At 44.5% G+C, this 21,016-nt stretch carries 18 protein-coding genes; 4 read left to right on the top strand and 14 right to left on the bottom strand.

Annotation, left to right across the window (positions count from 1 at the left end; translation table 11 throughout):
* Nucleotides 1-6: 6 nt before the first annotated feature.
* From rpsE to ABMY45_RS20520, 9 genes are all read right to left on the bottom strand, one after another.
* Nucleotides 7-513, bottom strand: coding sequence for a 30S ribosomal protein S5 (gene rpsE, locus ABMY45_RS20560; protein WP_010606806.1), 507 nt, complete (start codon nucleotides 511-513; stop codon nucleotides 7-9).
* A 9-nt stretch (nucleotides 514-522) separates the two neighbouring features.
* Entirely contained in the window at nucleotides 523-873 is a 351-nt protein-coding gene (gene rplR / locus ABMY45_RS20555) for a 50S ribosomal protein L18 (protein WP_010378271.1), read from the bottom strand.
* A gap of 9 nt (nucleotides 874-882) precedes the next feature.
* Nucleotides 883-1,413 carry a 50S ribosomal protein L6 gene (gene rplF / locus ABMY45_RS20550; RefSeq protein WP_010378268.1) on the bottom strand — a complete coding sequence of 177 codons (531 nt, stop codon included), beginning with the start codon at nucleotides 1,411-1,413 and terminating at the stop codon, nucleotides 883-885.
* Nucleotides 1,414-1,426: 13 nt separating this feature from the next.
* The gene (gene rpsH, locus ABMY45_RS20545) at nucleotides 1,427-1,819 is read right to left on the bottom strand and encodes a 30S ribosomal protein S8 (RefSeq protein ID WP_010378266.1); all 393 of its coding nucleotides are present in this window, start codon (nucleotides 1,817-1,819) and stop codon (nucleotides 1,427-1,429) included.
* 20 nt (nucleotides 1,820-1,839) lie between these two features.
* Nucleotides 1,840-2,145 (bottom strand): 30S ribosomal protein S14, encoded by a 306-nt coding sequence (gene rpsN / locus ABMY45_RS20540; RefSeq protein ID WP_010378264.1) that lies wholly within the window; start codon nucleotides 2,143-2,145, stop codon nucleotides 1,840-1,842.
* 10 nt (nucleotides 2,146-2,155) lie between these two features.
* Nucleotides 2,156-2,695: a 50S ribosomal protein L5 gene (gene rplE / locus ABMY45_RS20535; RefSeq protein ID WP_010378262.1), complete on the bottom strand. Its 540-nt coding sequence runs from the start codon at nucleotides 2,693-2,695 to the stop codon at nucleotides 2,156-2,158.
* Nucleotides 2,696-2,710: 15 nt separating this feature from the next.
* Nucleotides 2,711-3,025 carry a 50S ribosomal protein L24 gene (gene rplX, locus ABMY45_RS20530; protein ID WP_010378260.1) on the bottom strand — a complete coding sequence of 105 codons (315 nt, stop codon included), beginning with the start codon at nucleotides 3,023-3,025 and terminating at the stop codon, nucleotides 2,711-2,713.
* Nucleotides 3,026-3,035: 10 nt separating this feature from the next.
* On the bottom strand, nucleotides 3,036-3,404 hold the full coding sequence (gene rplN, locus ABMY45_RS20525; protein ID WP_010378257.1) for a 50S ribosomal protein L14: 369 nt from the start codon (nucleotides 3,402-3,404) through the stop codon (nucleotides 3,036-3,038).
* A gap of 413 nt (nucleotides 3,405-3,817) precedes the next feature.
* Nucleotides 3,818-4,657 carry a polysaccharide deacetylase family protein gene (locus ABMY45_RS20520; RefSeq protein ID WP_349289444.1) on the bottom strand — a complete coding sequence of 280 codons (840 nt, stop codon included), beginning with the start codon at nucleotides 4,655-4,657 and terminating at the stop codon, nucleotides 3,818-3,820.
* Nucleotides 4,658-4,824: 167 nt separating this feature from the next.
* On the opposite strand from ABMY45_RS20520, the gene ABMY45_RS20515 reads away from it, so the two are divergent.
* Nucleotides 4,825-7,377, top strand: coding sequence for a protein kinase (locus tag ABMY45_RS20515; protein WP_349289443.1), 2,553 nt, complete (start codon nucleotides 4,825-4,827; stop codon nucleotides 7,375-7,377).
* Here ABMY45_RS20515 and ABMY45_RS20510 read toward each other — a convergent pair.
* A complete protein-coding gene (locus tag ABMY45_RS20510) occupies nucleotides 7,374-7,838 on the bottom strand; it encodes a hypothetical protein (protein ID WP_349289442.1) in 465 nt (154 codons plus the stop codon). The genes ABMY45_RS20515 and ABMY45_RS20510 overlap by 4 nt on opposite strands.
* A 239-nt stretch (nucleotides 7,839-8,077) precedes the next feature.
* Nucleotides 8,078-10,021: an AsmA family protein gene (locus ABMY45_RS20505; RefSeq protein ID WP_174170286.1), complete on the bottom strand. Its 1,944-nt coding sequence runs from the start codon at nucleotides 10,019-10,021 to the stop codon at nucleotides 8,078-8,080.
* 199 nt (nucleotides 10,022-10,220) lie between these two features.
* Between ABMY45_RS20505 and ABMY45_RS20500 the strand changes: the two genes are divergently transcribed.
* Nucleotides 10,221-11,387, top strand: coding sequence for a hypothetical protein (locus ABMY45_RS20500; RefSeq protein WP_045987791.1), 1,167 nt, complete (start codon nucleotides 10,221-10,223; stop codon nucleotides 11,385-11,387).
* Nucleotides 11,388-11,656: 269 nt separating this feature from the next.
* Entirely contained in the window at nucleotides 11,657-12,328 is a 672-nt protein-coding gene (locus ABMY45_RS20495) for a TorF family putative porin (protein ID WP_045987792.1), read from the top strand.
* Nucleotides 12,329-12,419: 91 nt separating this feature from the next.
* On the opposite strand, the gene ABMY45_RS20490 is transcribed toward ABMY45_RS20495, so the two are convergent.
* The 3 genes from ABMY45_RS20490 to purT all read right to left on the bottom strand — a co-directional run bounded on the left by ABMY45_RS20490 (nucleotide 12,420) and on the right by purT (nucleotide 15,872).
* Entirely contained in the window at nucleotides 12,420-13,520 is a 1,101-nt protein-coding gene (locus ABMY45_RS20490; RefSeq protein WP_349289441.1) for a hypothetical protein, read from the bottom strand.
* Between the two features lie 274 nt (nucleotides 13,521-13,794).
* Complete coding sequence (locus tag ABMY45_RS20485; protein ID WP_174170284.1) at nucleotides 13,795-14,688, bottom strand: aldo/keto reductase; 894 nt, start codon at nucleotides 14,686-14,688, stop codon at nucleotides 13,795-13,797.
* Complete coding sequence (gene purT, locus ABMY45_RS20480; RefSeq protein ID WP_349289440.1) at nucleotides 14,685-15,872, bottom strand: formate-dependent phosphoribosylglycinamide formyltransferase; 1,188 nt, start codon at nucleotides 15,870-15,872, stop codon at nucleotides 14,685-14,687. The genes ABMY45_RS20485 and purT overlap by 4 nt, the downstream gene beginning before the upstream one ends.
* Nucleotides 15,873-16,033: 161 nt before the next feature.
* Between purT and ABMY45_RS20475 the strand changes: the two genes are divergently transcribed.
* Nucleotides 16,034-21,016 (top strand): amino acid adenylation domain-containing protein, encoded by a 4,983-nt coding sequence (locus ABMY45_RS20475; RefSeq protein ID WP_349289439.1) that lies wholly within the window; start codon nucleotides 16,034-16,036, stop codon nucleotides 21,014-21,016.

Raw genomic sequence — 21,016 nt, 5'->3', positions numbered from 1 at the left:
GGTGTCTTACCCCAAGATTTCGTCAACGCTAAGACCACGCTTCGCAGCAATACCTTCTGGAGAATTCATATTCTCTAGCGCTGCGATAGTTGCGCGAACGATGTTGATCGGGTTAGTTGAACCGTATGCTTTAGATAGTACGTTCTGTACGCCAGTTACTTCTAGTACTGCACGCATCGCACCACCTGCAATGATACCTGTACCTTCAGATGCAGGCTGCATGTAAACTTTAGAACCCGCGTGGCGACCCTTGATTGGGTGCTGTAGCGTGTTACCTTTAAGTTCAACAGTGATCATGTTACGACGTGCTTTTTCCATTGCTTTTTGAATAGCAGCAGGAACTTCACGTGCTTTACCATAACCAAAACCTACTTTACCAGCGCCATCACCAACTACTGTTAGTGCAGTGAAACTAAAGATACGACCACCTTTAACCACTTTAGACACACGGTTTACCGCGATTAGCTTTTCAGCCAATTCAGGCTGTTGTGCTTTTGCTTCTACGTTAGCCATTGTCTACTCCTAGAATTGCAGACCGGCTTCGCGCGCAGCATCAGCTAGCGCCTTCACACGGCCGTGATATTTAAAGCCACTGCGATCAAAAGCGATTTTTTCAACGCCTTTGTCAGCTACGCGCTCAGCGATTGCTTTACCAACTGCTTGAGCCGCTTCGATGTTGCCTGTGCCTTTAACTGTTTCAACAATTGCTTTTTCAACAGTAGAAGCAGCAGCCAGTACATTACCCTCAGCATTGATTACTTGAGCGTAAATGTGACGTGGCGTGCGGTGGATAACAAGACGTGTTGTGCCTTGTTCGATAATATTTCTACGAGTGCGCTTAGCACGACGTAGACGAGCTGTTTTCTTATCCATCGTCTTACCTTACTTCTTCTTAGCCTCTTTACGACGCACGTGCTCATCAGCGTAACGTACACCTTTACCTTTATAAGGCTCTGGTTCACGGTATGAGCGGATGTTAGCAGCTGTTTGACCAACTAACTGCTTGTCTGCGCCTTTAACAACAATTTCAGTCTGGCTTGGAGCTTCGATAGTGATACCTGTTGGGATCTCGAAGTTCACTGGGTGAGAAAAGCCAAGGGTTAAATCTAATGAATTACCCTTAACTGCCGCACGGTAACCAACACCTACTAGCTGTAGTTTCTTCTCATAACCATCGTTAACACCAACAATCATGTTGTTGATTAGCGCACGTGCAGTACCAGCTTGAGCCCAAGCATTAGCAACTTCACGAGGAGCTGTAGTGATAACGTTGTCGTTTAGTGAAACTTCAACCGCATCGTTGATTGTGCGAGTTAATTCACCGTTCTTGCCTTTAACTTTGATGTCCTGGCCGTTAATTGTAACTTCAACACCGGCAGGAACATTGATTGGAGCCTTCGCTATACGAGACATAGTTCCCCTCCGATTAAGCTACAAAGCCAATGATTTCACCACCAACGCCAGCGGTACGCGCAGCGCGGTCTGTCATCAGGCCTTTAGAAGTTGATACGATAGCGATACCTAGACCACCCATTACCTTAGGTAATTCGTCACGTCTCTTATAGATACGTAGACCAGGGCGGCTAACACGCTGGATGTTTTCGATTACAGCTTTGCCTTCGAAGTACTTAAGTTCGATAGTCAATTCTGCTTTTACGTCACCAGATACTGCGAAGTCAGTGATATAACCTTCGTCTTTAAGTACCTTAGCTACAGCTACTTTCAGCTTTGAAGTTGGCATTGAAACAGATACCTTCTTCGCAGACTGACCGTTACGGATACGTGTGAACAAATCCGCAATTGGATCTTGCAAGCTCATGTCTTACTCCCGTGATTCTATTACCAACTAGCCTTTTTAAGGCCAGGAATTTCACCGCGCATCGCTGCTTCGCGAACTTTAATACGGCTTAAGCCGAACTTGCGAAGGTAACCATGAGGGCGGCCCGTGATGTTACAACGATTACGTTGACGTGAAGGGCTAGAATCGCGTGGTAAAGACTGTAGCTTTAACACTGCATCCCAACGCTCATCATCAGATGCATTAACATCGCTGATGATAGCTTTTAACGCAGCACGCTTTTCAGCATACTGAGTAACTAATTTAGCACGTTTTACGTCACGTGCTTTCATTGAATTCTTTGCCATAACCCTACCCTTACTTTTTGAATGGGAAGTTGAACGCTTCTAACAACGCACGGCCTTCGTCATCTGTTTTCGCAGAAGTAGTGATTGTGATATCCATACCGCGAACGCGGTCTACTTTATCATAATCGATTTCTGGGAAGATGATTTGTTCACGTACGCCCATAGAGTAGTTACCGCGACCGTCAAAAGACTTTGCGCTAACACCGCGGAAGTCACGAATACGTGGCATCGCGATAGAGACTAAACGCTCTAGGAAATCCCACATACGCTCGCCGCGTAGGGTTACTTTACAGCCAATTGGGTAACCTTCACGGATCTTAAAGCCAGCAACTGATTTGCGTGCTTTCGTCACTAGAGGCTTCTGACCAGAGATTGATTCTAGGTCTGCTACTGCGTTTTCTAGAATTTTCTTGTCAGCTAGGGCTTCGCCCACACCCATGTTAAGTGTGATCTTTTCGATCTGAGGGACTTGCATGACAGAGCTGTAACCGAACTTCTCTTGAAGCTCTTTTACCACTTTGTCTTTGTACACTTCATGCAGTTTCGCCATCGTCTACTCCAACTATTAAATAGTTTTACCGGTAGACTTGAAGAAACGGACTTTTTTACCGTCTTCAAATCTAAAACCTACACGATCCGCTTTGCCAGTTTCGGCATTGAAAATCGCTACGTTTGATACGTCGACTGACGCTTCTTTCTCAACAACACCGCCAGCTTGCTGTAGTTGTGGTACAGGCTTCTGGTGTTTCTTGATGATGTTAACGCCTTCAACAAATACTCGGCCAGTTTCAGTAACAACTGAAAGCACTTTACCGCGCTTACCTTTGTCTTTACCGGCTAGTACGATTACTTCGTCATCACGACGGATTTTTGCTGCCATGATCGACTCCTTATAGTACTTCTGGTGCTAGTGAAACGATCTTCATGAACTTTTCAGTACGAAGTTCACGAGTCACAGGGCCGAAGATACGAGTACCAATAGGCTGTAAGTTATCATTTAAGATAACAGCCGCATTGCTATCGAAACGGATTAAAGAGCCGTCTGGACGACGTACGCCTTTTTTAGTACGCACTACTACTGCGTTTTTAACATCACCTTTCTTCACTTTGCCGCGAGGAATCGCTTCTTTAACAGAAACTTTAATGATGTCGCCAACCGCTGCGTAGCGACGGTGCGAACCACCAAGGACTTTTATACACTGCACTTTGCGAGCGCCGCTGTTATCAGCAACGTCCAGCTGAGTTTGCATTTGGATCATCTTAATGACCTCCGGTGTAGTTACAACTCGCCTAGATTTCGTTCAAAATCAAGGCATTTAGGTTAAATTCCACTCAAAAAACTGTGATTATGTCTTTCAAGGGCGGGCAATTGTATCAGCAATGTCGCATCAAAGATAGTTCAATTTTTAATTAATTTAACGCGTTAACATGACGTACCGATTACAGTTTGAGGATATGGCGGCAAGCAATCGAGAATTCAACCACTTGCGCAAATATTAAACAAAGTTTACAGCGGAAATTTTATTTCGATTATTGTTTAGACATATCGCTTAGTAGGCTGTGAACAAGAGTTTCTCATCCTTTTCTCACAAACAAGCTCAAGCTTTGAGCAAACAGCTATATGGAGCGACGAGAGAATTTTAGAAATCGTCAAGTCGAGATAAATCTCGACCTACGGCTCTCTTTTACTTTTTATGTAATCACCCACATTGCTTACGGTGTCTAACCAATAACCATTTTTTGGGTCCTGTAAGTAAAGAATAAGCTGGTCTAACATTTTGGTATCTACGGTGTACATGCCTTTTTCGCCCACCTCATGTCCAGCAAGAATTATCCAACTGTTATTTGCCCTAAGGTGCTCCAGTAACCCTTTTAGCTCTTCAAAACTAACACCGTCCATTCTCACTCCTGTGAGCTGCGCAAAGTCAGTATAAGTTGGGTTGTTAGCGGTTTCATCTAACCACGTGCGGCCACTGTCAAAATGCTTTGCAATCACAGGCACATAACTTTTTACTTCAGCGCCGCGACCAACAAAGGTATTACCACAAGGATATGCAAAGCTTCTGGGGGTTACGCCCAAATGCTTTTCAATATATTTTGTGGTGCTCACCACATCCCGTTCTATGTAGGCCAAATCAACCTGTTCCAGCCCTTTGTCCTTTTCCCTTAGCCAGGCAAAGTTGCCCGTACATAAGTGTTCACTGGTGTGATTGCCTATTTCATGCCCCTGCTTCACAGCGGCTTGCCACAATGCAAGCTTTTCCTTCACCTGTGGTGGCATAACATAAAATGTGCCTTTCACCTTATGGCGATTGAGTAGTGGTACTCCCACATCAACTTGGCTTGGCCTTGCATCATCAAATGTAAGGCTTATTGCGTTACGCGCGTTATTGGGGTAACTAAAGGTTTGGTTACTATCAGCCGCTATACTAGAAGTATTTACGAGCAGAGCGCTTGCCATCATGGCAGCCAAACTGAAGTGAGAAACTAAATTAGAAGATAACTTTGCCATTTGTTTGTCCTCATTGTTATTTATCCTTATAACCTATATGAGGCTGTGAGTATCACAAAGTGTTAAATTTTCAACTTGTTATTTGCGACTAAGTCCAACGCAAATGGTACTAATTTAATATTTTTAGCGATACACTAACCCCAATAATAAAAGAGAAAGACAGCGCTGTGTTGAAGTTAGAAGAATACTATCAGGACGTGATCTTGCTCGCCGAAGGCGGAATGAGCAAAGTGTACCTTGCTACCGACAAAAAATTAGGCCGCCGAGTGGCGGTAAAGGTGATGTCACTAACTCAGCACACGCAATCAGATGCACTCAACGAAGCCCGACTGTTAGCGCGTTTTAACCATCCAAACATAGTGCAAATTTATGATGTTTTTGAAAGCGATGGTCAAATGGCTTTGGAAATGGAATATGTGCAAGGTGCAACTTTACAGCACTACACAAAAACACACGTATTAACTACCGAGCAAAAAGTCGAGCTACTAAGCCATATTGCCGATGGTCTGGCCTCAGCTCATGGCCAGAACATTCTTCATTTAGACTTAAAACCTGGCAATATACTGGTTAATGAACAGAGCATAGCCAAAATTGCCGACTTTGGTATTTCACAATTAGAAGACAACCAAGCCTCTCGTCCACATACCAGTTACGGTAGTCTTACAGCAATGTCACCAGAGCAACTTCGTGATGAAACGCTAGACAGTCGCAGTGACTTATTCTCATTTGGGCTAATAGCTTATCAACTGTTAGCAGGACACCATCCTTATTTCGAACAAGCTGACGATGGCAGTGATAAGTCTATTGCTGAACAGATCAAGTTCCAGCCATTAAAAGCCAGTGCTAAACGTATTTTAGATATTCCCCCTGCACTGGCACAGCTTATTGATCGCTTATTGCAATACGACAAAAACGCTCGCCCAAGCAGCGCGAATGAAGTCAGTCAGCAGCTAAAGCAAATTTTACACGCCTTTAGCTACGATAACAGCGAAGCGACAGTGTCACTTGAACAAATAGAGCTACGAGATAGAGCCAGAGAGAAAGCCAAAGCACGTAACAAGCAACTAGGTATTGCAGCACTTTTCACCTTTTTAGTGTGCTTAGCCGTTGGTGGGTACTGGTATTGGCAGGAAACCAAACCCAAGATCTATATTGCAGCGCTACCGATAAAATTCACTAACTCTTTTCAACTACTTGAAGCGCATCAACAAAACATCGAGTTAGCAATTAACGACGCACTTAAACAACATTTTTTAAGTAATGATGATTACGTCTTCATTTCAGACAGTGAAGTAGAACAAACACAGAAATTTATTGGAGTTGAAGCACCATTAAAGGCATTGGGGCGAGCGTTAAATAGTAATGAGCTCATTACGATAAAACTAGACTGTAATATTCAAAGCTGTGACATCGTTATCGACTTAGTTGATGCGTCTAATGGAGCTTTAATTAATAGTGCGCGGACGATGACATCGAGTGAAAACTACAGCCGTGTTTTTGCTATTACAGCCTCGGCCCTCACTTCATTAACCGGAGGCTCAACTGATTTAGCCACTAGCAATAAAACATTACTGAATAACTACGCCACACTGCATGATGCTAGTTTAGTAAAAGAGGCAGACCACGCTGCGATATTAAAAGAGTTAACAACGCTGATTGATACTGCGCCGGACTTCCTGCCGCTGTATTCGCTTTACTCTGAACTCGCGACTCAGTTGTATACAGATAGTTCGAATGATCAAATACTTCTAAACTGGGAGCAAGTATTACAGCAAACCCCCAAGAAATTAAAAGCAAGTACAATTATTCAAGGTTCCTATCTCAAGTTTTATGCGTTTGCAAAGGACAAAATCCGTGCCAAAGGAACCTTTTTAGCAATTCAGAATTCAGCCAAGGACGAGTATCAAAAGCATGCTCTGATCAGCATCTACTATAATTTAATTAACGATTATGCTTCGGCACTTCATCACACTGAGCTTGCCTATGAACTTAGGCCGACCTTAAAAGTCATCCGCAATGCAGCCTTGTTCAATATGAAGCTTGGCCAGTATGAAGAGGCCTTGCCTTACTTACGAGCAGCCAGCCACTACGGCCCCGATAACCTGAAAACACTAAAGGCCATTGCCGATATATCTCTTCTGCTTGGCAAGCTCCATGACGCAGAAAAATCTTATCAAGCTCTAGTTAAGCGCTCATATACAAGCACGGCTACCTTTAACAATTATGCCATTGTGTTGATGCTATTAGGTGATTTAGAGCGGGCACTCGAGTTTGCTGAACGAGCCACTCAGTTGGCCCCCCGCAATGTAGAAACCTTACTTAACTACGCAGACATTTACTCACTAATGGGTGAGAAGGCGAAAGCCAGTGAAGCGTATCTGCAAATTTTAGCCAGTGATCCAGCAAGCCAAGTTGAAGTCGTGCGCATCCAAGCTTTAGCACACCTAGGTAAGCACCAAGAGGCATTAATAGCAATTGATGAATATTTGGCTGAGTATCCCGATTCAGCTGAAGCTTTTTACGTAAAGTCGTTAATTCAGACGCTGATAGAAGAAAAGTATTCCGCGATGGCTTCACTGAAAAAAAGCATTGATTTAGGCTGGAGTCCGTCTTTTTATCGCCTGTCATGGTTCAGGACATTATGTCACTCGCCATCACTTGAATTAAGAATTGGCACAGAACACTTTACCTATCTGTGCCAAGTGCAAATTACGAATTAACCTGGAACATCTGGCTCATCAATTATCACCCTTGGATCTTGAGAGAAATAACGCACGACACCATTTTCAGAATTCTTTTTAGCAACAAGTCTGAATTCAATATTCGAGTTGTTATTCTCTACGAGTGTAGCAACCCTCGCATCAGGATTATCTGAAAGCGCTTTGATATCACTCTCACTTAGTGTATTCGCAACATTCAACGCTTCAATCTCCACCTCAACTGTAAACTCATCTTTTAATGTGCTTGTAAGGTTATAATTGAAATTGTCTTGCGCTTCGGTAAAAAAAGTACCGTTTTCAGCAAAGCTCCAGCCAGCTTCATCAGTAACGAGCTTATAAGTTAGAACAGCGCTTTCACCCTGAGCTAATTTAAGTTCAACTGGTTTATCGTCATTTGAAAATATCCAGTTACCCTCAGCTTTTGGCGTCACCGTGTATTCGAGTAAAATAGGTGTACTCATTCTTTTATCCTTCGTTTGTTTATAGAGCTATTCGCATCTATCTAAGCACATGAATAGCAGTAATTCTATTACAGCTGGTTACAGTTTATAGGCATAAGTCATCATAAGCTCACTATAACTGCATATAGATAATTAACTCGCGATAAATATAGAACAAGGGCTACCATCGGCAAGCCCTTGTTTAGCTGAAATTGATTTAAAACAAACAGATGAGCTGTTTATTGAAGCGTCATAAAGATCTATCCACCAAACAAACCTTTAAGTTTGTCTTTTACCTTATCCTTAACCTTGTCTTTGGCTTTGTCTTTTGCCGCTTCTTTTAGGTCTAAGCTAGTTTCAACTTTGTGGAATGGACCTTTGATCCGCACCGGAATTTTAAAACCGGTACTGTCATCGCTGCTGGCTTGCCCTTCAATGGTATCAACAATTCCAGTCACCACACGATAATCAACTAAAGTTTGTGGTAAATCAACGGTGCCCTTGCCTGTCACTCGTAGTAACGGGCTTGCCAACGAGAAGTCATCGTTTTGACCTACGCCTTTGGTAAAGACAAAGGTGCCAGTCATGGCTGAGAAGTCGGTTTTTTGATCTGGGTCGAAATTAGCATTGAGTCCTTGCGATACCGAAGAGAAATCGCCTTTGAGCATCTCTTTGCCCTTACGGATCATCTCAGCAAGGTTTGCGCCTTTTACGCCACCATCTTTGAACTCAAAACCTAATTTACCACCAAGGGCATTCACAAATTGCTTTTGACTGACACCTTGTGTGTTTAACGCCCAATTAAGACTACCTTTACCCAATACTTTGTCAAAGCCAATGGCATCAGTCAGTAGTGGCTCGGCATTAATTGCCGTTAACGCAAAGTCAGTACTGATGGCATAAGGTTTTGCTGCTGCATTTACAACGACCTTACCTTTACCCTGACCTTCATAGGCTTGGAATTTATCTAGGCTCAGTGTTGCCTTACCTGAGTTAAGTACTAGACTGATTTGGTTTTCGCCAAGCTTAATTTCTCTCGCACGTAGCCCTGTAGAGGTGATCTTCACATTCGCATTGAGGCTATTAAGTGCTGACAAATCAATTGCAGTGTCATCCCACACGATAGGCTGTGCTGGTGCGCCTTCTGGCTCAGTTTGCGTTTGTGGCTTTTCCACAGGTTCTGGTAAATACGGGTTAAGATCTAACATGCCAAGGTCAACACTCGCGGTAATATCAGGCTTACCTGAGAGGGTGACTTTACTTTGACCTTTTATTACCAATTCGTCCAAGGTTGCCTCTAAGGTATTGAGAGTAAAGACTTGCCCTTGCATCGTCATTTTGGCGTTTAGGCCAAAGTCGTTGAACGCATTTTCTTTGGCTTTTAGATCAACGCCCTGCCACTTAGCTAGCGCTTTTACCGAGTCGCCAGACAAGGCTAATTGACCGCGAATGGTTTTACCTTGCTCTGCAATTTCACCTTTATAGTCAAGGTTGAACAGCGCTGATTTTACTTGTTGTTCAACATTAAAGGTTTCACCTTCGATCGCCTTTGCTGGATTATCGAGTGTAGTAACTAGGTTAAAAGTTTGACCTTGAAAAGTCAGCTTGCCGTCGACTTCTAGTGGTTGGTACAGTGACGATAACATCACGCTAATGTCTAAATCAGTTACCTGATATTCAGCGCCTGTCACACCGTCAAGATAAGTCACCGAGCCACCATAAATCGCCACTTCGCCAAGGCTAACATCTAAGCCTTCTGGTAACTGCATATTACCTTTTGAGCTGGTTTGCGCCGTTGTCGTGTTTTCTGCACTGGTGGGTAGCAACTGCCAGTTAGCATTACCTTGTTTGTCGGTTTCTAGAATAATTTTAGGATTATTGATCACAAAGCGCTCAAGCTTAGCTTCACCAGACAACGCACTTAACCACGGAATATGCACGGCAAGTTGCTCCATAGCGAACATATCTGGGCGACTGCCCGTTGCCATGTTGGCAAATCGCACTTGGTTTAACTCAATGTGCAACGTTGGGAAAATACCGATGTCAGAGTCGCCATCGATCGACAGTTTTCTACCTGTCACTGACTCAACCTGTGACGTGACTTGGTCAATAATTGCCTGTTTAGGGATTAAAAACGGGGCTGCGATAACAAGAATAATAATAAGCGCGACAATGGCGCCTACGATTTTAACTAGCCGGTTCATTGCTTTTCCTTCGTAAGGCTTGGTTCTCTTTATGATAACGGCTGTAGTCGAATATACCATGAATAAAGGCAAATAATTTGTACTGAGCGATTGCAACCTTTTGACTAATCGGTATGATCCTCGCCCTTGCCAGTTTTTAGCGTCATTAGCTATATTTTACTGGTTGGTTTATTAATCAAACTTGGAGTATCTAACCCGCATGAAGAAACTGCTCATATCACCGTCAAACATGGCCTTGGGCGAACAAGAAAGTCAGATTTATCAAAATATCCTCAAACAGGCCACGGAGATCAGCCTTAATCTGATGGCGGTTAAGGTGGAAAATCACCCTGAAGATTTTCTTGGTTGGTGTTATGAACTGCTTGATGTGGCGAAAAATCGTATCAATTTTGATTTACTGGATGACCATCAATTACCCACAGTGAAAAAGCTACAAGATCTGCTCATCGCAGCGATTAGCTTTTTACAACTCAAAACGTTACGCATTGCGCCTTGGCCTATGGTGGCTGCATTTATTGCCAGTCACAAAGAAGTGATTGCACTAGATGAGCAATTAAAACTGATTGAATACCTTAAACCAATGCGCAGCACTCCACTTAAAGACATGATCAAAGAAGATCGCCTCGCCTTTAGCGGTAAGCATGCTGCAAATTTAGATACCAGCGTGTATCAGTTTGACGTAGAGTGGTTTGCCTCCACCAAAAGTGCAAAAGGCTTTCACCAGTTATTAGACGACCTTCCGGGTGCTTTTGATGAAGCGCTAGCCGCAATCCCGGCAGAAGGTGACGTGACGCTCGAACATTATCAGTCATTTATGGTCGGGTATTTAAGTGCCTTTGCTGGCAGCGAGGAAAAGCCAACGCTTGCACCAGCTACTCGCCTATTAGCAATGCGTCGCCCTGATGTGTTCACTCCAATAACCTCGAGCAAGCTTGACGCTTTGTGCCAAGCGCTTGGTGTTGCTAAACTTAACAATCGCGATTTTGAGCGTTACTGGACCGATGTCGTCAGCACCATTAAAGCAATGCCATGGTATACGATGGCCGCTCCTGTGGATGAGTTTGAAACGCAACTTGCTGAAATTAAAGCGCTGCTACCATGCCTGTTTTATTACGCGGATAAAGACACCGCCACTAACTCCAATTACTTTAAGCTACTGCATAAACCTCAGCGCAGCGGCACCAGTGGTGGCAAAAAAACAGTACGCCGCGGTAAAGAGTCAGCAGAAGTGTTAGTCGACCGCGCACTCGCGGATGAGTCTATTCCAGAGCATATTCGCACCAAACGTGACTCAATAGTCGCTGAAGTGGAAAAAGGCCGCAGTGTTGATGAAACCATCAGCCTAATGCGCACCATCTTTGGATAACTAACCTAAACTTCAATAACGGCTAGCGCAATCCATAGCTTGCATTAATACTGTGCAAGCTATGGTACTTTGCACCAGCCATGTGCAACATTTATGCAAATCACTCTGTCCTACTTTCGAAACTCAGAAATTAAATTCTAATATTTTTAATAACATAGAATAAATTCTCCGCCATTTCCTGACATTGGCCTCCCCCTTGCACTCACTCTTTGCAGAAAATGCAATGACAACAACCGAATAATAACTCTGCGTTCAATGGGGAAAACAGAATGAAAAACAAACCTTTACTTATGCTACTCGGCGGCCTGACTGCGTGCTTTTGTGTCTCTGCTCAGGCGGAAGTGACCGCGAATATTGCGGCAAGCTCAAATTATTACTGGCGTGGTATCACCCAGACTGATGACGGCGCAGCGGTGTCTGGCGGCTTGGATTATAGCAATGAGTCTGGGTTTTATGCGGGCACTTGGGTCTCTAACATCGACTTTGGCGACTCAGCCAGTTACGAAATGGATCTGTACGCGGGTTACGCTGGCGAAATCAAGGGCATGAGTTTTGATTTCGGTTATATCCACTACGCCTATCCCGATGCCAGTGGAGATATTGATTTTGGCGAGATTTACGCCGCGCTTGGCTGGCAATACTTTACGTTTAAACTCAGCCACCTAGCCACAGCGCAAAGCGATTCAAGCACAGAAGAAGACATGCTATATGCCGAAGTGTCGGCCAGCTTCCCCATTTTTAAAGACAGTGAATTAACTCTACATATTGGTCGCTCCAGCGGAGATACAGTGCTTGAGTGGACAGGAGAAGACGACGCTTATATGGATTACGGGGTGAGTTTATCTACGCAAGGCTTTACCTTTGGATTAGTAAAAACCGACCTAGACAGTAGCGACGATATCAAAGCATACGTAAGTTATGGATTAGATTTTAATCTGTGATGACCAAAGGTGAACGGCCCTGTGACAGCCGCATCACCTTATTTTTTACTTGCTGCAACACGTAGGGCCGAAAGGCCCTTTTTTTAATTCTTCAACATTCTGAGTTTGGAACATTAAAAACGTACTGTAATTCATTGCGAGAATTGTAAAAGTGAATTGTGCAACCCGTTACCTTACTGCTGTCTCCAGACCCTGGCGGAATTCCACCTGGATTACCAAACCGAGTCGCCGAACCATCCTTAAGTTTAAACTGACCGAACTGACTTAATTTTTCTAGCTGGTATAAAACACACTCATTAGTAATTTCTTGCGGCCCATGAAGTGCTTGCAATAGCGTTGTAATTCTTTTCCCCCCAGCAACTCGCGAATGAGCTTTATTCAACTTCATACCCAACAAAGGTACATTTTCAGCATCCCAACCGATATGATCTATGCTCAACGCTAGCACATCACGAAATGAGCTAGACTCTTCATTTTCATAAAACGTCTTAGCATAAACTAGCGGTTGCTCATGTTCAGATATACTGACTGACACACTCGCTCCAAAATGAGATAGACTCACGGAACCTCCAGTGAAACGCGCGCCTTGATAAATCCTCTTATTAACATCAATACCGTCACCCATCCCAACTGTAATCTCAGCCAACGCAAGCTCCTCCAGTGCCATCATTTTTGCAGGGTCGAGCAAAGTTGCTAGCGCAGAATTTGATGGGCACGATTGTTCTGGCTGCTGAGCCTGACTACGCACGTTTGACAAACCATAACGACTCACATTCTGACTTGAGGTAGTTGCTAGTACGTGCTTCATCTCTTCATAAAAACTGGCCGCCTCTGCAAAGACCTTTTTTTGTACTTCCGTTAACGAAAAGGCAGTCACTTTGACATCATAGGGTAAAAAATCTTCATGCGTAACCCAAAAACCGTAAGTCGTTCCACTTGAAGGGTGTACAAGAAAAACCTGTTTTTTTGCAGAAGTACACTGCATGTTGTCAGGGGTCATAGGCGCGCTAGGATTTACTGGATAGCAGCTTTTTTGTGGTGCATAAATTTTTGCTCTATGCCGAGCTTTACTTTCAGATGTACATGAACTGCAGAACTGACCTCGATAATCAGGCGAACTAAAGTTCGCAAATGCAAACCTAGTGGCCAATATACACATCAATATGAGCACTACTGACATTGCGCTTTTCATTTATTTAACTCCTTTTTAAAATTTAAAGAACAAAATAATCGAAAAATAGACAATATACAAGTAGTTTGAGATAAGTATTAAAGTTCAAAAGTAGTACTCTCAGCTACTGCCAAGCAATCTATGTTTACTAGGAAAAACTTTGCTATTTATTTGTTCTAATTGATAATTTTTTTAAAAAACTACGATACCTGAGGTTTGAATGCAACTGATATTATAACTGGCTCAAATTTATTGCCGTGGTTTGCCCCAAATAACTTCAGGGCAAACTAATCGGTTATGGTACGCTATGCCCAGTAGACGCTGTCCAAATGCGATACCACTGCTCGCGACTCATGCTAAGTGACTGTGAAGCAAACGCGCTGGCAACTCGAGTAATGTTTCCCGTTCCAAGCACAGTGGCGGGTTTCGATGGATGCATGGCAAGCCATGCGTAGATCACTTGATCAATTTCAGTGCAACCAATCTCTTCACCCACTTGCTGTAGCACCGCACGCAGGCGTTTGGCTTTTTCATCTTCACTGGAGAATATTCTGCCCCCTGCCAGCGGCGACCACAGCATAGGATTCATGCCTAGTTGTTGGCACTGATCAAGCGTGCCATCGTCAAGCGCTTTCATCTCATAAGGTGAAAACTCAATTTGGTTAGTCACTAAAGCGAAATCGAGTCTCGATTGCAGTAAGGCAAGCTGGCTGGGTGTAAAGTTCGAGACCCCAAAATGCAGCACATCGCCGTTTTGTTTGAGGGTATTAAACGCATCGGCAACTTCATCAGCATCCATCAGATAATCCGGGCGATGGATCAACAACACATCTAACCTATCCGTGCCGAAATGCTTTAGTGACTGCTGCGCTTGGGCAATGATATGCGCCTTACTCGAATCATAGTGGTTCGCCTTTCCCGCTAGTCCCAAGCTTGGAAATGCGGGCTTAATGCCACATTTAGTGATGATCCGAATGTGCTCTCGAATGCTAGGCTCAAGCGCTAAGGCTTTGCCAAACTCCGCCTCACACTGATACTCACCGTAAATATCAGCATGATCAGTATCGCGTATTCCAAGCTCAATCGCTTGCTTTAAAAAGCGTAAATTTTCTTGCGGCGTAATTTGCCAATCTAATAGCCGCCAAAACCCCAATACTAATGGGTCAAGTACGCGGGTGTTTGAGTTCATAACGTAATTCCTACTGTTGCAGCCACTTGCTTGGCTTTTTCGACAGCACTTTCAGCCGAATCTGAGCGCGCTAACGCCACACCCATTCTACGCTTGCCACTCACCTCGGGTTTACCAAACAAACGAATATCCGTTAGTGGCTCTGCAAGCGCTTGTGCAAGATTGTTAAACTGTAGCTGTGTTGATTCCCCTTCGACAAGGATCACGCTAGATGCCGATGGCCCATTAAAGTGAATGGTGGGGATAGGCAAACCTAAAATTGCCCGAGCATGCAGCGCAAACTCACTTAAGTCTTGCGAGATAAGCGTGACCATGCCGGTATCATGTGGCCTTGGTGAGACTTCGCTGAAGTAAACTTCATCACCCTTAATAAAGAGCTCAACGCCAAACAGACCCCGACCGCCCAGTGCTGCCGTGACTTTTTCAGCCATCGCTTTACTGCGCTCTAGCGCGAGTACTGACATCTGCTGCGGCTGCCAACTTTGCTGATAATCACCGTCTTGTTGCACATGTCCAATTGGCTCACAAAAACTCGTGCCATCAATGTGGCGTACCGTCAAAAGCGTAATTTCGTAATCAAAATCAACAAAACCTTCCACAATCACTCTGCCCTGACCTGCACGCCCCCCCTCTTGAGCGTAGTGCCAAGCCGCTTCGATATCCGCGGCACTTTTAATCACACTTTGCCCTTTACCTGACGAGCTCATGATAGGCTTAACCACACAAGGTATGCCGATATGCGCGACAGCAGCATTAAAGTCTGCCAAGGTGTCAACAAACTGATAGGGGGAAGTAGCAAGCCCAAGCGTTTCAGCGGCAAGACGGCGGATCCCTTCTCGGTTCATGGTCAGTTGAGTCGCTTTGGCGGTTGGCACAACCGTGTAACCTTCAGCCTCTAATTCCACCAGCTTATCCGTCGCAATGGCTTCGATTTCCGGCACGATATAATCAGGTTGCTCTTGTTCAATAATCGCTTTGAGCTTTTCACCATCCAACATAGACAAGGTATAGCTGCGATCTGCCACTTGCATCGCTGGCGCATTGTCGTAGCGATCTAAGACAATCACTTCTGCACCTAAGCGCTTAAATTCGATAACGACTTCTTTTCCTAATTCGCCACCACCGCAGAGTAATACTTTGCAAGCAGTTACCGAAAAGGGCGTGCCCAGAGGTTTGATTTTCATGATGATTCCTTGGTTGGTTTGATACCCCATGGTAGCGACTTTTTGTCATATGCAAAAGCCGAGAAGACGGCAATTCAACTCGAAATCACAAAATACACATTTCAAACACATTCTTTACATATCGTACACAAAGAGCTTTTTTTATTTAAAGGATTACTTCAATGACTGCCCAGTCTCCTATTGATTACAGCACTCAGCCGCAGATCTTATTAACGCGCGCATTCAGCCAATACGCCAATAAAGTCGCACTGGTATTTAACGGTACGCAAGTCACCTATCAAGCACTTGAAGAGCAGGTAACACGGGTCGCCACGAATATTCAGCAACAGGTGAGTCTGAGCCAATCTCAATCGCCTTATGTGGCACTATATCTCGAGCGTGGCATTGATATGGTCGTGGGGATCTTAGCGGCAATCAAATCAGGACTGGGTTATATCCCTATTTCCACGGAGGCACCCAAAGCTCGCTGCGAGTTTATTCTTGAAGATAGCCAACCAGCGCTTATCGTCACCCATGGACATTATCAAGCACTGCCACAATTTGGCCACACACCTCAAGTGCTGATCGACTCTCCTGCAACGCAAGCCTTTGTTACTCCTGATTATAAAATGAGTGATATTGCTTATGTGATCTACACCTCGGGCACCACTGGCACGCCAAAAGGCGTAGAAGTACCTTACCAAAACTTACTTTATTTAGCCGAATCACAAATTAACCGTTTTGAGCTAGACCGATTAGACCGCGTTATGATGTTTGCTTCTTATATTTTCGATGCTAGCGTGTTTGAGCTGCTCGTGCATATCATGTTGGGTCAAACTGTATTTGTAACGACAGAAACCGAGCGACGAGATGCCAAAGCGCTGAGCCAATTGATCTCAAAAAATGCGATTCAATTTGGCGCTATCCCTCCTGCATTGCTGGCTTTGATGGATCCCCGAGATTTGCGCTCGATGCGCAAATTAATCGTTGCAGGAGAAACCCCAAATCTAGAAATGCTATCTCGACTTTCAGAAGTCACGCGAGTGTTTAACGGTTATGGTCCTACCGAATATACCGTGTGCACCTGCGCCAATGAATATACCAATGCCGACTCCGAATTTAATATTGGTCAACCCTTTGTGAATACCAGACTTTATGTGCTAGATGAGCAATTGCAACAAGTAGCCAATGGTGCTATCGGTGAGCTCTATATTAGTGGTGCAGGTTTGGCAAAAGGATACTTAAACCGTCCTGAACTCACAAAGTCTCGATTTATCGCAAACCCCTATTATCAAGCAGAAGTAGACCCTGCGCACTTCGCTAGACTTTATAAAACTGGCGACTTAGTTAGTTTTGACGGTGATAATTATCATTTTGTTGGTCGTAATGACAACCAAATTAAGCTACGCGGATTTCGTATTGAGTTAGGTGAAATAGAAAAAGTTGTTGCCCAACATGAGGCGGTAAAACTTGCAAGCTGCCAAGTAGTACAACGAGGTAATGCTAAGTTCTTGGTGGCATTTATCGTTCCCCATAGTAAACCCACAGCAGACCTTGGACAACACATCAGCCAGTTAGCAGAAAAGTTACTGCCAGACTGCATGCTGCCAGATCACTATCAATGTTTAGACGCATTACCCATGACCGAAAACGGGAAGGTAGATAGCCGCGCGCTCGCTAATTACGAATTAAGTAGCCAACAAGACCAACCGCAAGATCAGCTGAGCCAAGAACAACAAGATTTTTTAACACAGTTTCAAGGTTTCTGTTTGCCAGGCCTTGGCTGGCAACAAGATTTTTTCCAACAAGGTGGTGACTCCATTTCTGCAATCAACCTTAGCAACCAGTTATTTCAGCAGCTCGGCTTAAGCGTGCCAACACACCTAATCTATCGCTATCGTAGTGCTGGACAAGTATGGCAGGCAATGCAAACTCAACACTTTGAAACCATTGCGATTCCAAAGCGCGATGCTGATTTTGCTGAGGTCGCCCCGCTATCACTGCAACAACGCGCGATTTGGTTTTTAGCCAAAGCCGATCCAAGTGATAAAGCCTATCATGCAAAGTGTACAATCACCTTCAGTGGTGATTTAAATGTACCAGCACTACAAGGTGCATTACAGGATATCGTTGATAACCATGCGATTTTCCGTACTAGCTACGACTTACATGAGCCACTGCAATATATTGCAAAACACTACCAGCAAGACGTGCCTTACTTTGACTTTAGTGAGTATCAAGAAGCACAAGCATTAGCTGAGGTCGACAAACTCGTTAATGGTCATATGAATGATATTTTTGCGATTGACCAATTACCGCTAGCGCGCTGGGCAATTGTAAAAATTAGCGAATATAAACATGTACTTATTCATATTGAACATCACTTAGTACATGATGGTTGGTCTTCTAACATCTTCCTTGCTCACCTATTTAGTTGTTATAAACAGCGCTTACATGGCGCAAGCCAAGGTACTTTGCCTGAAATCACACAATACGCCGATTACGCAGCCTATCAGCATCAATGGTTAGGAACAGAGCAAGCCGAGTTGCAACGCCAATTTTGGAAAGCACAACTACAAGATGCACCGAGCCGTATTAACTTGCCTGTTTCTCGTCTCGGCGAAACCACCACCGAACGTGGTCGCGCACACCGGGTAAAACTGCCTCGTTCGCTATGGAACAATTTAAAAGCCTACAGCCAAGCGCATCAGATCACGCCATTCGCCGTCGCCCTTGCGGCATTAAATATTGTCCTTTCGCGCTTTAGTGGCGATCAGGATATCTGTATTGGTTCTGGCGTTGCAAACCGAGGCTACACCAATGTGGATGATACCATTGGTATGCTCGTCAGCACCGTAGTGGCGCGAGTTCAGCAAACACCAGAAATGCCTGTTGAACAACTGGTACAGCATTGTTTTGAAGTCAGTAACGACATGCTGGCCAATCAAACCCTACCATTTACTGAAGTCGTCGCGGACGTAAACCCTGAGCGCATCAAAGGCGTCAACCCGTTATTCCAGATCTGTTTTAGCTTCCATGATTCACCACTCCCAGAACTCACGCTTCCGGGGTTAGATGATATTGAGTATTTCGAGGCGATCAGCAGTCAAGCGGCGAAGTTTGAGATTAATATCGTGGTGCTTACCCGTATGGGGCAAGATCAGGATGATTCGGTCACCATGTTATGGGAGTTTGACTTAAACCGCTACGATCCTTGGTTTATCGATGCCTTGAGTGACAACTTCAGTCATATTCTCGCGCAACTTATCAGTGTAGATGGGCAATTACCACTTGAGCAGTTAAGTTTACAAAACCTTGCTGAGCGCGATGTTCAAATAGCGCAGCACCAAAGCCAAGACTTGCTGTCACTATTTACGCATCACGCGCAGTCTCGCAACCAGCAAACTGCACTTATCACCAGTCAAATGGAGTTAAGCTACCAGGAGCTAAGTACTCGATCAGACAGCCTGGCTGCACATATTCTTAAGCAGTATGGCACGCTTGAGTATATCGGCCTATACCTGCAGCCCGGTATTGACACAGTGGTTGCAATGCTCGCCATCATGAAAGCTGGCGCCGCTTATGTGCCGCTATCGCCAAGAGCGCCAGCTGCCCGCAATGCTTTTATTATTGACGATGCTCAGCTAAAGTTAGTATTAACTAACACCATAAGTCAGCAAAGCTTGAGCGAAAATGAGCAATCAAATTGGCCACTGTTAAACTTGGATAATACATTCGCGCCTTGCGATATTGCACTTTGCCGACCGTCGCCTGATTCTGCAGCCTACATAATTTACACCTCAGGTACGACGGGCCAACCTAAAGGCGTTATTCAAAGCCATAAAAATGTTGCGCGTTTGCTATCTGCCAGTCAACCGCTTTACCACTTTAATAGCGAAGATACTTGGGTGCTTTATCACGATACGATTTTTGACTTTAGTGTTTGGGAAATATGGGGAGCACTGTGTCATGGCGGTCGGTTGTTTATTCCAAGCTACGAACAAGCAAGAGACAGTTTTGGTTTTGTAAAGCAGTGTGAGCAATTTGCTGTCACCGTCCTTAACCAAACTCCAAGTGCATTCTATAATTTTAGTGATATTGCCATTTCTGCGGGCGCGTCACTTGATAGCCTTCGCACTGTGATCTTTGGTGGTGAGCAGCTCAACTACGATAAACTAGCTCCTTGGTGGCAACGTTTTGGTAAACGTATTCAATTGGTCAATATGTACGGTATTACTGAAACCACAGTACATGTCACGTACCAACCTTTGCACCCTAACATGAATACCCAGATTGCTGACATTGGTGTGCCGCTCAATGATATGCAGGCTTGGGTGCTGGATAGTCAGTTACGTCCAGTACCTGTGGGCTGTCCTGGAGAGCTGTTTATCTCTGGTGCAGGTTTGGCGATTGGTTATTTGAATCAGCCAGAACTGAGCGCTACTCGCTTTTTCGAGCTAACGCTAAATGGCAAACTCACCCGCGTTTACAAAACCGGTGATAACGCCAGACTATTGCCAAACGGTCATTTAGAATATCTAGGTCGTTTGGATAACCAAGTGAAGATCAGGGGGCATCGTATCGAGCTTGGTGAAGTCGAATCCCAATTGCTCAGCTGTAGCGGTGTTAAAGAGGCAGCAGTGATCACCTATACACGCCAAAATCAAACGGCGCTAAGTGGCTATGCTGTGATGGAAAGCCATGCTTATTTTGACGCCGAGCTGTTACTTAATTATCTACGAACGCAGCTGCCAGCATATATGATACCGGATAGCATCACCCAACTCACGGCGATGCCACTAACCGTTAACGGTAAGCTAGATAGCAAAGCACTACCACTGCCGCAGGTGTTATCATCAAACCAATACGCAGCTCCGCGCACTGCGCTTGAACAGACGCTTTGCCAAATTTGGCAAACCACATTAGAACTGGAACAAGTCGGTATCCATGATAACTTCTATCGCCTAGGTGGTAACTCCATCTTAGCGGTGCAGCTCGTACGCAATGCCCATAAATGGCATCAGATTGCGATCCCGTTATCAGCGATTATTGCCAATCCATCAGTCGCGGCTCTGGCTCAACACCTAAACACCATAGAGTTGAGTGATATCACCCAATCTCAGGAGGCACCTGCCACCACCTCTTCACAGGTGATGGAGCTATAG

It is taken from the genome of Pseudoalteromonas sp. XMcav11-Q (assembly GCF_040104525.1).
Lineage (GTDB): Bacteria > Pseudomonadota > Gammaproteobacteria > Enterobacterales > Alteromonadaceae > Pseudoalteromonas.
This window is presented reverse-complemented; position numbering and strand designations above follow the sequence as displayed.

Coding starts and splice junctions, on each gene's coding strand:
- ABMY45_RS20500 (WP_045987791.1), top strand. CDS start 10,221: ATGAAGAAACTGCTCATATCACCGTCAAACATGGCCTTGGGCGAACAA.
- ABMY45_RS20520 (WP_349289444.1), bottom strand. CDS start 4,657: ATGGCAAAGTTATCTTCTAATTTAGTTTCTCACTTCAGTTTGGCTGCC.
- rpsE (WP_010606806.1), bottom strand. CDS start 513: ATGGCTAACGTAGAAGCAAAAGCACAACAGCCTGAATTGGCTGAAAAG.
- ABMY45_RS20485 (WP_174170284.1), bottom strand. CDS start 14,688: ATGAACTCAAACACCCGCGTACTTGACCCATTAGTATTGGGGTTTTGG.
- ABMY45_RS20505 (WP_174170286.1), bottom strand. CDS start 10,021: ATGAACCGGCTAGTTAAAATCGTAGGCGCCATTGTCGCGCTTATTATT.
- rplF (WP_010378268.1), bottom strand. CDS start 1,413: ATGTCTCGTATAGCGAAGGCTCCAATCAATGTTCCTGCCGGTGTTGAA.
- rpsH (WP_010378266.1), bottom strand. CDS start 1,819: ATGAGCTTGCAAGATCCAATTGCGGATTTGTTCACACGTATCCGTAAC.
- rplX (WP_010378260.1), bottom strand. CDS start 3,025: ATGGCAGCAAAAATCCGTCGTGATGACGAAGTAATCGTACTAGCCGGT.
- rplN (WP_010378257.1), bottom strand. CDS start 3,404: ATGATCCAAATGCAAACTCAGCTGGACGTTGCTGATAACAGCGGCGCT.
- rplR (WP_010378271.1), bottom strand. CDS start 873: ATGGATAAGAAAACAGCTCGTCTACGTCGTGCTAAGCGCACTCGTAGA.
- ABMY45_RS20475 (WP_349289439.1), top strand. CDS start 16,034: ATGACTGCCCAGTCTCCTATTGATTACAGCACTCAGCCGCAGATCTTA.
- ABMY45_RS20490 (WP_349289441.1), bottom strand. CDS start 13,520: ATGAAAAGCGCAATGTCAGTAGTGCTCATATTGATGTGTATATTGGCC.
- ABMY45_RS20495 (WP_045987792.1), top strand. CDS start 11,657: ATGAAAAACAAACCTTTACTTATGCTACTCGGCGGCCTGACTGCGTGC.
- rplE (WP_010378262.1), bottom strand. CDS start 2,695: ATGGCGAAACTGCATGAAGTGTACAAAGACAAAGTGGTAAAAGAGCTT.
- ABMY45_RS20510 (WP_349289442.1), bottom strand. CDS start 7,838: ATGAGTACACCTATTTTACTCGAATACACGGTGACGCCAAAAGCTGAG.
- rpsN (WP_010378264.1), bottom strand. CDS start 2,145: ATGGCAAAGAATTCAATGAAAGCACGTGACGTAAAACGTGCTAAATTA.
- purT (WP_349289440.1), bottom strand. CDS start 15,872: ATGAAAATCAAACCTCTGGGCACGCCCTTTTCGGTAACTGCTTGCAAA.